Origin of the sequence: Pseudomonas sp. P97.38, assembly GCF_001269745.1 — a bacterium.
GTDB lineage: Bacteria > Pseudomonadota > Gammaproteobacteria > Pseudomonadales > Pseudomonadaceae > Aquipseudomonas > Aquipseudomonas chlororaphis_E.
Genome location: NZ_LHVJ01000009.1, coordinates 301028 through 314056, shown reverse-complemented (window position 1 = coordinate 314056; position 13029 = coordinate 301028). Strand labels below are relative to the sequence as shown.

The following is a 13029-nucleotide window of genomic DNA, read 5'->3' as shown; positions in this document are numbered from 1 at the left end:
ACGGCCCGAGACGACCTCAGAGTGCCCGCCCCCGGGCCGCCGACAGCGGAGCATCGCGCCCATAGACATCGGGGATGTACACCGCCTGGCCTTGGCTGTCCGCCTGCACGGTCCAGTAACCCAGCAGGATCGGCACCGGCTTGGCCAACCTGAACTCGTGGGTCAGTTCGGTGGCCAGCAGCGTGTCGGTGCGGTCGCGCTCGGCCGGGGTCACCAGCAGGTCCCGCAGGTGCAGCACTTGCTCGATGCGCACGCAACCCGAGCTGAACGCCCGTGGCCCTTTGCTGAACAAGGCCTGGCTGGGGGTGTCATGCAAGTACACCGAGAACGGATTGGGAAAGCGAATCGCCATTTTTCCCAGCGGGTTCTTCGGGCCGGGATCCTGGCGCAGCATGAGGTTGCCCGGATGCTCCCAGTCGATCTGCTCGGCGGTCAACGGCAGGCCATCACGGTCGAGGATCTTCAGGTTGTGCCGGTTGAGGAATTCCGGGTCGCGACGGATCTCGGGCAGCTTGTCCTCGCGCATGATGGTCGGCGGGATGGTCCAGGTCGGGTTGAGCGTCAGGCGGGTGACCCGGGATTTGAGCAGCGGTGTCTGCCGTTGGGCACGTCCCACCTGGGTACGCGTCTGCCAGACCGGCGCACCACCCTGGTAGACCGTCAACTGGGCGGCCGCAACGTTGACCAGGACGCTGTCGGGCTCAAGGTCCTGGGCCAGCCAGCGCATGCGTTCAAGGTTGATGCGCAACTGCTCGCGGCGCATCGCCGGGCTGATGTTCAACTCGGTGACCGTCCACGGCCCTACCACCCCATCGGCTTGCAGCGAATGCTGGAGCTGGAAGCGCTTCATCGCGTCCACCAACGTGGGGCTGTAGTGCTCGTCATCCACGGTCGGCGGCGCGCTCAGGTAGCCTTCGTTGTACAACCGTTGGGCCAGGGCCGGGATGCGGGCATCCTGTTTGTCCGGTTGCAGCAACGGACCGCCGGGCACCGGTTGCCAGTCGGCCAACGGCTGTTGGCGCAATCGCGCATAGAGGCTGCGCAGGTTGCGATACAACTCCAGGTTCGGCCGCGCCTGCTCGAATGCCTTGGCCAGGTCCTGCACGCCGGGCACGGCAATGGCCAGCACCAGGGCCGGACGGTCGACGGCTTGTGGGTCGGCTTTCCACACCGGCTCCAGCCGGTCCTGGGGCAAATAGCCGAAGCGCAGCTCGTACAAGGCTTGCAGGTAGCGCTGAGTGATGGCGATGTCGACGCAATGGGCGCCCTGCAGCGAACCGGCGGCGGGCAAGCCGTAGCGCGCCGGATCCAGCCCGTCATCGGCCAGTTGCTGCAACTGCTGGTGCAACGCCTCCAGTCGCTCGTCGGTCGACCAGACCTCCTGGCCTGCGTTTTGCTGATAGAACGCCTGCAAGTTGATCATCGTCGAAAAGTCGACGCTGGCCGCGACTTCCGGGCATGTGACCGACAGTTGCGCCAGTGTGGTCTGCACCAGCGCCGGGTCGCCGTCCTCGGCTGTTGCGACCAATGGCGCGGTGAGCAACAAAAGGCTCAGGTAACATGCGGATTTTTTGAACAACTGCTTTACTCCACTCCATGGCCGTCTCGTTGACGGTCAAACATTGCGACAGGTACGACCCGCCATTATGCAAACGAACAAGACCGGACGGGATGCCGCACACACACACCGCCGTGGGAATTTTTCAATCGTGTCGGGCCTGGTGCGCCGACTCGGCCTGGTCATGACCGCATTGGGCATCACGTGCAGCCCGGCGCTGGCTGGCCAGCCCAATTCCCAACTCCTTTACAACAGCCTCGCCCACGCGGCGCCGGAACTCAATCCCCAGGCGTTGAAAAGTGCCTTGAGTGCCATGCAATGCGCCGTCGCCAACGGTGCTACCCAGGCCCGCCACCTGGCAGTGATCGACTATTCGCAACCGTCCACGGCGCGCCGCCTGTGGATCTTCGACCTGCGCCAGAAAAAACTGGTGCTACGCGACCTGGTGGCCCACGGACAGAAATCCGGGGAAAATTTCGCCACGCAATTCTCCAATCAACTGGGCAGCTACCAGTCCAGCCTGGGCCTGTTTCGTACCCAGGAAAGCTACCAGGGCACCCACGGCTACTCGCTGCGCATGGACGGCCTGGAGCCGGGCTTCAACGACCAGGCCCGCGACCGGGCGATCGTGATCCACGCCGCCGACTACGTGAACCCGCTGTGGAGCGCGCGCCAGGGCCGTATCGGCCGCAGCCAGGGCTGCCCAGCGGTGCGTCCCAAGGTGGCACGCCAGGTCATCGACAAGCTCAAGGATGGGCAATTCATGTTTTCCTGGTACCCGGACCCGAGCTGGCTCAAGCGTTCCGCCTACCTGAACTGCCGGCCACAACAGGTGGCGAGCATCCTGGCGACCCGTGGCGGTTGAACCGAGCGGTAAATCGCCTCGCCACAAGGATTGCACCTGACCGGGCTATCGCTAAAATGCCGGCCTTTCGACTCGCCGGCGTTGCCTGATGAACCCTGAAGCCCTTCACACCCTGCAGACCCATTTGCTGACCGCCCTGTCCTGCGTGCCGGCAGAAACCCGCCGCCTGTTCCATGGCCGGGGGCGTTGCTGGCCGGGGTTGGAGCAGCTCACCGTCGATTGGCTCCAAGGCGTGGTGTTGGTCTCGGTGTTCAAGGAACCGGAACCGGCACAGTGGCAAGGCCTGTTGTCGACCCTGCTCGCCCTCACGACTACGCCGGCCTGGCAACAGAGCCAGGCCCATACCCTGGCGGTGCAACACCGTTACCTGCCGCAGAGCCTCACCCAGTGGCTGGTGGGCGAGCCCATCGACGAATGGACTCTGACCGAAGGTGGCCTGCGTTACCGGATCGACCTGGGCAAGAAGCAGAACAACGGCCTGTTCCTCGACATGCGCTATGGCCGCGACTGGGTACGCACCCACGCGGCGGGCAAACGCGTGCTGAACCTGTTCGCCTACACCTGTGGTTTTTCGGTGACGGCCATCGCCGGCGGCGCGCAGCACGTGGTCAACCTGGACATGTCCCGCGCGGCCTTGAGCCGCGGCCGCGACAATCATCGCCTGAACGGTCATGACCTGGGCCAGGTGAGTTTCCTCGGCCACGACCTGTTCAAGTCCTGGGGCAAGGTGATCAACAGCGGACCCTACGACCTGGTGATCATCGACCCGCCGACCTTCCAGAAAGGCAGTTTCCTGCTGACCAAGGATTACCAACGGGTGCTGCGCCGGCTGCCGGAACTGTTGACTGCCGACGGCACCGTCCTGGCGTGCAGCAATGACCCGGCCACCGGCACAGACTTTCTGATCGACGGCGTCACCCGCGAAGCCCCCGGGCTGGCCTTCAGCGAACGCCTGGCCAACCCGCCGGAGTTTCCCGACATCGACCCTCAGTGCGGCCTGAAGGCGCTGGTCTTCAAAGCGGCAGCACCGGCCACCAGACATTGACCAGGCTTGCAGTCACTCGACGTACCAATGCCTCGATCTCCCGACTCTTGACCGAGCGATAAATGGCCATGGTCCGGCGCAGTTGGTCTTCGGTGAGGGTCACCGGCCGGCCCGCCGTCCAATCCACGTCCGCCACCGCTTCCAGCCTGACGCGGCGCCAGACCGTTTGCCCGTCCTCCATGATCGACTCCCAGGCACTGGGCAGGTCGGCCTCCGGGTGCGCCAGGTTGTCCAGCATGACCTGGGGCCATCGCGAGGGATCCACAGGCCCGCTGAAGGCGTCCACCAGGTCATCATCGACCGCTTCCCAGAGCGCCAGTCCTTCGGACCACTCCTGGGACATCAACCCCAGGTAGGGTCGCCAGGTCATTTCGCCGATGCGCGGGTCCTGGTCGTTGCTGTTGAAGGTGTCCTGGGCATCGCTGAGCCAGTCGGTGAACGCGTCGCGGTTCATGTGTCCCTGACGTTGCACGGCGTCGGGGTAGCGTCCCGTCAGCGCTTGGTCCCAAAGGGTGTGGTGAGTGTTCAGAAAAGTCCCGAACGGCGGGCCACGTCGGACCAGGCGGGCGTGCATCACCGACTCGAACATCAGGAAATGCATTTCCAGCTCGGCCAGGTCGGGCGGCTGCCTGTCGAGGCTGCGAACATGCAGGCGTGCGCGCAGTTGCTGCAATTGCTGGTCGAAATCGCCCAGTTGCGTCGGCAGGTTGACGTAGACGTCGCGATAGTTGACGTACTGCCGCATCACGCTCGCCGCTCTCTCACGGTCAGCGAACGTCAACCCGGTCGGCGAACGACCGTCGGCGGCCTGGATGCCGGAGGAGAACCAGTCGATGAACCGACGCATCGCGGGATCATCACGGGCCACTTCCAGCGCCCTTTGCAAGGGAGGAGAAATGTACAGCCAGTCATCGATGCTGTAGCGGAAAGCGTCGGGCATCAAATCGCGAAGCGACACGATTTGCGCGCTGGGCAATGGATTATCGTCGAGCCAGATTCCCAGTGTCTCCTCATTGGTCAAGCGGCGCAGCGCAGGCAGCAGGTCGTCCTCGATATTACTGATCCGGTTGTCCCGCAGATCGACAACGAACATGTCAGGAAAAAAGTTCTGCTCGGTATGCCTGGCCAACACCGACAGCACCTGCGGCGGCACCCGATCCAGCCTGGACCTCGCCAGTTCCAGCTCCAGCAGGCTCGTAAGTTCGGGCAACGCTGGTAAATCCCGGCAATTGTTTTCGCTCAGGCGCAGCTCCCGTAACGCCGTGGCCGTGCGCAGGAAGGCGCTGCCCTGCTCATCCAGGCGCAGCCCACAGCGCATCAGGTTCAAGGTCCGCAAGCCCGGTACCGCACTGGTCAGGGCTTGTAGCTGCTCAGCCGTAAAACTCAGGTTGTCGGTCCATACGACCTCACGCAAGGACGGTAGCGCGGACAGGCTGCTGATGGCCGCAAGCACCTGGGCGCTGGTGCCCGCCTCTGCACCGCTGCTGATGCCTGACAGGTTCAAGGTCCATAAAGGAACGGGCATTTCGCTGCCCAACAATGGCGCGAACACATTCGCGTTCAGATGCAGCGGATTGTGCTCCAATGACAGGTCGACCAACGTGGACAACTCAGCCACCGCCGTCGGGATGCTGGTGAGGTGATTGCCGTGCAGGTTCAGCGTGTCGATCTGGGGGAACATACGCAGAAAGTCCGAAGGATCCTCCATCAGGCCCGCGTTGCTCAAGATCACCGCTTCGATATGCTCGAAACGAACGCTGACCGGCGGCAGCCGACCCAGGGTGACGTTTTCTATTCGCAGCACCAACTCGCTGCCTTCTCGACCCGGATCCGGTGCGCGCTGCCACGCACGACGGATTCTCCTGGCAATCAGCCGCCGTTGTGCAATCAGCGTCTCGCGGTCCAGGGCCTGCTCGACCGGGTGATGGAAGCCTTCATGATCCGTCCACTGGCGCAGCTGTTCGTCCAGCGTGGCCCAGTCGCTTTCCAGGCGACTGACCAGTTCACCGATGCTGATGCCCTGGATTTCAGCCTGGTTGGCCAGACCTGACCGCAGTCGTTCGAGGCCGCCCCCAGCGTGCGCGGGATAAAGCCGCTCAAGACGCTGATTCAAACTGTCGATCCATTCTTGCAACCCGAGCCTACCGCGGCCGCTGAGCGGATACACCAGGTGTCCGTTCAACCACTGTGGCTTGGAGCCGAGGCTGCCCTGGCGGCGCATCGACAGATAGGAGCGAAGGGCTTGGCGATCGTCCAGGGCTTGAACCAACAGTTGGCTGCGCAGTTTGGCCGCCTCCCAGATGTTCAAGCCCAATGCGCCGCGGGCATCGTCCGGCATGGCTCTCAACAGCGCCTCCTCCAGGCTCAAGGCGCTGGCCAGCTCTTCACCGGTTTCGTCGAAGGGACGATACAGGTCGCCTTCCTGACGGATCACTTTCAACGGCCCGGAGCCCCCCAGTTCGAGCGGGCCCGGCAGCTCGCGTAACCACAGGCGCAGGTACACGCGGCCCTTCAACCCAGGCGCCTTGGCGAGCAGGCTGATGACGATGCGATCGCGGTCGAGCGTACTGTCGCCGCGCTCCAGCGCCCGCAGGGCCCGGCTCAGGCGCAGCTCGCGCAAGGCTTCGGCGCACTGGGTGCCGAGGTTCTCAGCAACCCGCCCCTCCAGCAGGCTCAGCCGATCATTGCCCGCCACTTCGTAGACCAGCTCGTTGGCGATGGACTCCGGCAGACCCGGGAACGCCCTGGCCAGGGGCACGGCCAGGGGTTCAAGCTGGACAGACCTGACCATCGCCAGGGTCACCCGTCGGGCGCTTCTTTCCAGGTGTGCGGCCCAACGCCCGGCCAACAGACGACTGCGCTCCAGCGGCGGCAACCCGAGACTGTTTTGTCCCAGCAGCGCACTTTGTTCATTGACGCTCAAGTCATCCAGGACCCGCGCGGCCCACGCGTCGCTGGCAAGGTCCATTTTGCTCAGCAGGATAAACCGCGTGTCGCTCATGCTGCCCACGGGATAAAGCGTGACGCCATCGTGATAACGCAGCGTTGTGTTCTTCGGCCAGCCCGGCAGTTCCGCGAGGGTCTGGACGATGCGAAAATGCCTGCCCTGGGGCGCTTCACCCCGGCGCAGGCGCTCGATGGTGTAGCGCACCCATTGCCAGTTCCGCGCCTCATCCAGCGCGTCGGCCAATATCGCCGGCATCGGTCGCGCCTCGACTTGCAGGAAGCGCAGATGCGCCTCGCTGATGCCGACCCGACGTTGCACCGCGAGAATCGTCGCGTCGTCCAGATCGGCAGGCGTCTGGTCAAAGGTGCGCAACAGCCCCAGGTTGTCGCGCTGCATCGGGTTGCGATGAGCCCACTGCCAACCACGGCTGCGGCTCCATTCCAGCGGCGGCGTCACGCCCCGATGCCCGGACGGCAGGCGCAGACTCAGATTATCCCGGGTTCCCTGCACCTCGAAGTAGCGATCCTCGATACGCACCCAGGCTTCGTCCGTGGTGCGCCAGACACCCCAGGCGTCCTGCTCGGCCTCCCGCGGTGGCAAGCGCTGCGCTTCGAAGGGACGCACGTCGCCATTCCACAGACGGGTGGTGCCGTCAGCCACCGGCATCGGCTCGATGGCCCCGCCGATGAAGCCCAGGTAGGCACCTTGTGCGACCCCGAACAACACGTTGAAGATATGCTCGATGCCTTCCTGCGCGTGGCCTTCGTTGAAGGCCTGGATACCTTCGAAGATTTCGTACACCAGGCGCACCCCGCCCACCGCCGCTGCCACCATGCCAATGGGTGCGCAAAATGGGAAAAAAGTCGTGGCGAGCATCAGTGAGCGCTCCACCAGGTTTTCCCAATACGCGAACTTCGCCAGCCACGCCCGCCAATCCTGATCCTGGGTCGGCACCATCAGCGCCGCAGCGTTACCCAGCGTATGGCCACGCCATTCATGGTAGGCGGCGTACCAATGATCCTCGCGCATCTCATTCAGGCTCCAGGGCACCTTGGGCACGGGAATGCGGATGCGCCGGGGGTTGTCGTCCTCGCCCCGTTCCCCCTCGCGCCAACCGGTGATGCGCGCGTGGATTTCCTGGAAGAGATTGGGATTGTCCGTGATCGTCCATTCCACTTGGTCATGCAGGGCTGGGCCCAGGCTGGCCTGCAGACGCTGAGGAAAATACTTCACCAGACCCTGGCGATAACGACGCTTGCGCACCCGTTCAGTCAGCTCCGCCGACAGCGCCTGCAAACTGGCGAACTGCTTGAGCGGCGCCACCCTGTCGTGGGGCATGTGCAGGACGATCGGACGAACGCCGTTGGCGTCCCCCGCCAGCCCCCAGTACACCCGAACGCCGAACAATGGCGCCCCCAGCAGCTCCAAGGCCTTGACCTCGCAGGCCAAGGGCACCACAGGCTGCTCTTCGAGATGGACGCCCGCGTAGGCCAGCAACCGCTCGCCCGTAGCGTCCAGGCGTCCGTCCAGTTTGGCCTCGTAGGCATCGTGGAGCAGTTGGCTGCGTGCATAGGCGATGTAGGCCTTCGCCACGCCGGGGAGTTGGCCGGTGATGCGCGGGAGCTTGTGTTCAAGTATCTGCCGGTAGGCTCCGCCGACGTCCATCTGCCGACAAAGGTTGGCGAAGCTGGCCGGGCTCATGCCCAGGGGCGCGCTGTCCGATGGGGCATCGCCGTGGCCGAACTCCCCTCGCCGGCCCTGGATGAACAGCTCGCCTTTCTGGTCGAAATCCCCGCCGGCAACCGCGTCGACAGGCGAATAGTTGGCCATGGCCGCCTCGATCACGGACATCGACGGATCGCTCACGGAAGGCCCGCGTCGCACCCGTGCCCGGCGCAACGCGTCGGTGACGCTGCCGCCGCCATTGACCAGGTGCCAGCCTTGCACCTGCGGCTGCACCTTGAGCCGGTCGAGGGTGAAGGCGTAAGGCGAAGGCAGGTCGGCCAGCAACGCGTTCAAGGCGTCGCTGTCGCGCTGCAACTGCCGGGTAAGCGCCTTGAAACGTTGCTGCCGGGGCCGTGTGGCCTGCTTCAACCAGGCGGGCAGCCTGGCTTCGATGAACTCGACATGGGTATCGAGGGTAGACATGGTGGACCTCCATCCTTGGGGGCAATGCGTCGTTCGACGGGTAGCGCCGGCCGAGCCGGCGCGAACTCGATGCTCCAAGAAAAGGCCGCTGTTTAAAACTCTCCAACCGTTGCAAGGGGTTGCCGGCGCCGGGCGTCTAAACCAACAGCGTCAACCACGCCGACAGCAACAGCAGCACTGCCATGGCCCGATTGAATCGCCCCATCGCCACGGCGGACCGACAGAACTTCGCGGCGCCAAGGCCCAGGCAGGCCCAGACGGTCAGGCACGGAATGGAAATCGCGAAAAATGCCAGGGACAGCCAGAGCACCCGCACCGTGCGGTCGGCGTCGGTGCCGGCAAACACGCTGACCACCGCCAGCGCCATCATCCAGGTCTTGGGGTTCACCAGTTGCAACGCGGCGGCGCCCGCCAGGCCCAGGCGCGGGCCTTCCACAGGCTGGGCCGGGTCGATGGCCTCGGCCGGGGTGCGGAAAATCTGCCAGGCCATCCAGCTCAACCAGGCGATGCCGGCCCAGGACAGCAGCGTTTGCAGGGTCGCATGGCGCGCCAGCACATCCCCCAACCCCGTCCCCACCAACAGCACCAGCAATGCCGCCGCGGCGCAGGCCCCCAGAATGATCGGCAAGGTGGTCGCCAGGCCGAAGCGCGTACTGTGGCTCAGTACCAGGATGTTGGTGGGGCCGGGGGTGATGGAGGCGACAAAGGCGAACAAGGCAAACGGCAGTAACTGGTCCATGGAGCAACATCTCGCTAGGTGATCGTGTGTCGATCATCCCGATCCGCGAGTGCTCAGTCTGGAACAATTGAGCAGCGTTTGCGGTAGTCCGCCGGGCTCAGCCGATAGGCGCGCTGGAACCAGCGCCCCAAGTGACTCTGGTCGGCAAAGCCGAGCAATGCTGCCACCGCCACGGCGCTTTCGCCACGGGCCAGCAAGCGCCGGGCGCGGGCCAGGCGCAGTTGGATCAGGTAGGCGTGGGGCGCCAGGCCGAACGCGGCCTTGAACGCGCGGGTCAGGCGAAAACGATCGACGCCGGTAACCTGTGCCAGGTCGTCCAGGCCGATGTCTTCGTGCAGGTGACTGTGCAGGTAGTCGCGGGCCTGCTGCGCCACCAGCGGCAAGCGGGGATCGGGATTGATCCGCGCCCGCCAGTGCAAATGCTGGGTCAGGTTGGCCAGCAAGGTGTCGAGCGCCGTTTGCCGGACGATGCGGATTTCCTGGTCATGCAGGCTCTGGAATGCCATCGCCGTTGCGCTGGCCAGGCGCGCGTCGTCGGCCAGGGTGGCGGCGAATCCCAGTTGCCCATGGTCCGGCGCGACGTCGAACAACGAGCGTAACTCACGCTCCAGCCAGAGAGGGTCGAGGTACAGGGTGCGGTAGGTAAAGCCACCGGCCTGGGGGGCATTGCCGTCGTGGAGCTCGCCGGGCTCCAGCAGGAAGACCTTGCCCGGCGTGCTGTTGTGTTGCTGGCGGCGGCAATGAAACTGCTGCAGGCCCTGCTCGGTCACGCCCACCAGATAAGCGTCGTGCCAATGGGGATCGTAGGCATGCCCTTCAAAATGCGCGCGCACGGTCTCGATACCGGACGTGGCGTCCTGCTTGAGATCGATCCAGTTATGCGCCGTCATGCCTTGCCCTGCTCGTTGTAGGTGCCCTGGCAGATTAACCGCTCAGGCCGATGGCTGTCTGGAAGATTTGTGCAATCGAACGCTCCCACCAGGGTGATTCCAAGGGTTCAGGCATCCGGCGTGATCACCGGCAGCACCGTCTCCAGCGCCAGCCGGGCCAGTTCGGCGTCCTGCTCGGACTTGACCCCGGACACGCCCATGGCGCCGATGCAGAGGCCGTCGTGGCGAATGGGCACGCCACCTTCGAGCATGCCTTGCAACTGCGGTGCACTGAGAAACGCATAGCGGCCGCCGTTGATCATGTCCTCGAAAAATTTGCTGTCCCGTCGGCCCATGGCGGCGGTACGGGCTTTTTCAGTGGCGATGTAGGCCGACAGCGGCGAGGCATCGTCCAGGCGCAACAGGCCCAAGGGATGGCCGCCGTCGTCCACCACGCAGACCGACACGGCCCATTGCCGTTGATGAGCCAGTTCCTTGGCCGCGACAAGCAATTGTGCAACGTCTTGTTCGGTGAGTACGGCTTTGGTTTTCATCAATCACTCCATGCCATGCAGGAAAGGCGTGCCGGGTATTGTGCTTCGATCCGCGGTGAGCCGGCAAAATTCAAACAGGTTAAGGTACACAACCATCAATGGATCCATTGAAGGCTGCATATCGTCGATAAAACCCTGAAAATCGTTGACAAGAAAATTAGTTAAGAGTGTTAATGGATCCACAGACAAGAACAACATCCGCCTGGAGATCCGTCATGTACCCCAAGAATGCCTGGTACGTTGCCTGCACCCCCGATGAAATCGCCGACAAGCCCCTGGGGCGCCAGATCTGCGGCGAGAAGATCGTTTTCTACCGCGGCCACGAGGGCAAGGTTGCCGCCGTGGAAGACTTCTGCCCCCATCGCGGCGCCCCGCTCTCCCTGGGCTACGTCGAGAACGGCAACCTGGTGTGCGGCTACCACGGCCTTGTCATGGGCTGCGATGGCAAAACCGTCGAGATGCCTGGGCAACGGGTCCGCGGCTTTCCTTGCAACAAGACGTTCGCGGTGCAGGAACGCCATGGGTTCATCTGGGTCTGGCCGGGTGACCAGGCGCAGGCCGATCCGGCGTTGATCCATCACCTGGAATGGGCGCAAAGCGATGAGTGGGCCTACGGCGGCGGGCTGTTCCATATCCATTGCGACTATCGCCTGATGATCGACAACCTGATGGACCTGACCCACGAAACCTACGTGCACGCCTCCAGCATCGGCCAGAAGGAAATCGACGAGGCTCCGCCGCAGACCACCGTCGAAGGCGACGAAGTGATCACCGCGCGGCACATGGAGAACATCATGGCCCCGCCTTTCTGGCGCATGGCCCTGCGCGGCAACAACCTGGCCGACGACGTGCCGGTGGACCGCTGGCAGATTTGCCGCTTCACCCCGCCCAGCCACGTCATGATCGAGGTCGGCGTAGCCCATGCCGGCAAGGGCGGCTATCACGCCGCGCCGCAGTTCAAGGCGTCGAGCATCGTGGTGGATTTCATCACCCCGGAAACCGAAACCTCCATCTGGTATTTCTGGGGCATGGCCCGGCACTTCCAGCCGCAGGACGAGGCCCTGACCGCAAGCATCCGCGAAGGCCAGGGCAAGATCTTCAGTGAAGACCTGGAAATGCTCGAACGCCAGCAGCGCAACCTGCTGGACCATCCGCAACGCAACCTGCTCAAGCTCAACATCGATGCCGGTGGCGTACAGTCGCGCCGCGTGCTGGAACGCTGGATTGCCCGGGAACAAGAGGCGCAGGCGGCGCTGATCGCCAGTACCCAGCCGCCCCACCACGCGGAGCAGCGGCCATGATCGAAGTCCAGGTCACGGCGCGGCACAGCGAAGCGCTGGACATCTGCAGCTATGAACTGACCCGGGTCGATGGACAGCCGTTGCCCGCCTTCACCGCCGGCGCCCACATCGATGTGCACCTGCCCGGCGGCTTGATCCGCCAATACTCCTTGTGCAATCACCCCGAGGAGCGCCATCGCTACGTGATCGGCGTGCTTCATGACCCGGCGTCGCGCGGCGGCTCGCGCAGCCTGCATGAGCAGATCCAGACCGGCGCGCGGCTGTTCATAAGTGAGCCGCGCAATCTGTTTCCCCTCGCCACGCAGGCCCGGCGCAGCCTGTTGTTTGCCGGTGGCATCGGTATCACCCCGATCCTGTGCATGGCCGAGCACCTGGCCCAGGCCGGTGCGGCGTTCGAGTTGCATTACTGTGCTCGCTCCCGGGAACGCGCCGCCTTTATCGAGCGCCTGCGCCTGGCGCCCTACGCCGACCGGGTGTTCCTGCATTTCGACGAAGAACCCGAGACGCGACTGGACACCGCCCGACTGCTGGCCGCGCCCTCTGACGACGTGCACCTGTATGTGTGCGGCCCCGGCGGGTTCATGCAGCACGTGCTCGACACCGCCAAGGCCCAAGGCTGGCAGGACACCCAACTGCACCGCGAATACTTCGCCGCCGCGCCCGTCGACACCGGCGCCGATGGTGCTTTCTCGGTGAAGCTCGCCAGCAGCGGCCAGGTGTTCGAGATCCCGGCGGACCGCAGCGTGGTGCAAGTGCTGGAGAGCCATGGCATCGAGATCCCGATTTCCTGCGAGCAAGGCGTCTGTGGCACCTGCCTGACCCGCGTCCTGGAAGGGGTGCCGGAGCATCGAGACCTGTTCCTGACCGAGGCCGAACAAGCCGGCAACGACCAGTTCACCCCTTGCTGCTCCAGGTCCAGGACACCGTTGCTGGTGCTGGATCTCTGAGCGAACATCCCCTTCGTCAGCCCGCTGGCGAAGGCGGTTTTCCTGCCCGGTAACAG

Annotated in this window: 9 protein-coding genes; 4 read left to right on the top strand and 5 right to left on the bottom strand. The window is 64.3% G+C overall.

Annotation, left to right across the window (positions count from 1 at the left end; all coding sequences use genetic code 11):
- Window positions 1-16 precede the first annotated feature (16 nt).
- Window positions 17-1579: a murein L,D-transpeptidase gene (locus tag AD664_RS03380; RefSeq protein ID WP_053144390.1), complete on the bottom strand. Its 1563-nt coding sequence runs from the start codon at window positions 1577-1579 to the stop codon at window positions 17-19.
- A 163-nt stretch (window positions 1580-1742) separates the two neighbouring features.
- Between AD664_RS03380 and AD664_RS03375 the strand changes: the two genes are divergently transcribed.
- Together AD664_RS03375 and AD664_RS03370 are read left to right on the top strand one after the other, a co-directional pair.
- Window positions 1743-2423 carry a murein L,D-transpeptidase catalytic domain family protein gene (locus tag AD664_RS03375; RefSeq protein ID WP_053144717.1) on the top strand — a complete coding sequence of 227 codons (681 nt, stop codon included), beginning with the start codon at window positions 1743-1745 and terminating at the stop codon, window positions 2421-2423.
- A gap of 88 nt (window positions 2424-2511) precedes the next feature.
- Window positions 2512-3468, top strand: coding sequence for a class I SAM-dependent methyltransferase (locus AD664_RS03370; protein ID WP_053144388.1), 957 nt, complete (start codon window positions 2512-2514; stop codon window positions 3466-3468).
- Here the strand turns inward: AD664_RS03370 and AD664_RS03365 are convergent.
- From AD664_RS03365 to AD664_RS03350, 4 genes are all read right to left on the bottom strand, one after another.
- Window positions 3437-8563, bottom strand: a complete 5127-nt coding sequence (locus tag AD664_RS03365) for a dermonecrotic toxin domain-containing protein (protein WP_053144386.1) — start codon at window positions 8561-8563, stop codon at window positions 3437-3439. The genes AD664_RS03370 and AD664_RS03365 overlap by 32 nt on opposite strands.
- A gap of 136 nt (window positions 8564-8699) precedes the next feature.
- Window positions 8700-9302: a LysE family translocator gene (locus AD664_RS03360; protein WP_053144384.1), complete on the bottom strand. Its 603-nt coding sequence runs from the start codon at window positions 9300-9302 to the stop codon at window positions 8700-8702.
- 53 nt (window positions 9303-9355) lie between these two features.
- Window positions 9356-10192, bottom strand: a complete 837-nt coding sequence (locus AD664_RS03355) for an AraC family transcriptional regulator (RefSeq protein WP_042731820.1) — start codon at window positions 10190-10192, stop codon at window positions 9356-9358.
- 107 nt (window positions 10193-10299) lie between these two features.
- Window positions 10300-10725 (bottom strand): heme-binding protein, encoded by a 426-nt coding sequence (locus tag AD664_RS03350; RefSeq protein ID WP_053144382.1) that lies wholly within the window; start codon window positions 10723-10725, stop codon window positions 10300-10302.
- Window positions 10726-10940: 215 nt separating this feature from the next.
- On the opposite strand from AD664_RS03350, the gene AD664_RS03340 reads away from it, so the two are divergent.
- Both AD664_RS03340 and AD664_RS03335 read left to right on the top strand, forming a co-directional pair.
- Window positions 10941-12026 carry an aromatic ring-hydroxylating dioxygenase subunit alpha gene (locus AD664_RS03340; protein WP_042731823.1) on the top strand — a complete coding sequence of 362 codons (1086 nt, stop codon included), beginning with the start codon at window positions 10941-10943 and terminating at the stop codon, window positions 12024-12026.
- Window positions 12023-12973: a PDR/VanB family oxidoreductase gene (locus tag AD664_RS03335; protein ID WP_053144378.1), complete on the top strand. Its 951-nt coding sequence runs from the start codon at window positions 12023-12025 to the stop codon at window positions 12971-12973. The genes AD664_RS03340 and AD664_RS03335 overlap by 4 nt, the downstream gene beginning before the upstream one ends.
- Window positions 12974-13029 lie beyond the last annotated feature (56 nt).

What these genes read in the sequence shown, in the direction of transcription:
- AD664_RS03370 (WP_053144388.1), top strand. Translation starts at nt 2,512, where the DNA reads ATGAACCCTGAAGCCCTTCACACCCTGCAGACCCATTTGCTGACCGCC.
- AD664_RS03335 (WP_053144378.1), top strand. Translation starts at nt 12,023, where the DNA reads ATGATCGAAGTCCAGGTCACGGCGCGGCACAGCGAAGCGCTGGACATC.
- AD664_RS03350 (WP_053144382.1), bottom strand. Translation starts at nt 10,725, where the DNA reads ATGAAAACCAAAGCCGTACTCACCGAACAAGACGTTGCACAATTGCTT.
- AD664_RS03360 (WP_053144384.1), bottom strand. Translation starts at nt 9,302, where the DNA reads ATGGACCAGTTACTGCCGTTTGCCTTGTTCGCCTTTGTCGCCTCCATC.
- AD664_RS03375 (WP_053144717.1), top strand. Translation starts at nt 1,743, where the DNA reads ATGACCGCATTGGGCATCACGTGCAGCCCGGCGCTGGCTGGCCAGCCC.
- AD664_RS03365 (WP_053144386.1), bottom strand. Translation starts at nt 8,563, where the DNA reads ATGTCTACCCTCGATACCCATGTCGAGTTCATCGAAGCCAGGCTGCCC.
- AD664_RS03340 (WP_042731823.1), top strand. Translation starts at nt 10,941, where the DNA reads ATGTACCCCAAGAATGCCTGGTACGTTGCCTGCACCCCCGATGAAATC.
- AD664_RS03355 (WP_042731820.1), bottom strand. Translation starts at nt 10,192, where the DNA reads ATGACGGCGCATAACTGGATCGATCTCAAGCAGGACGCCACGTCCGGT.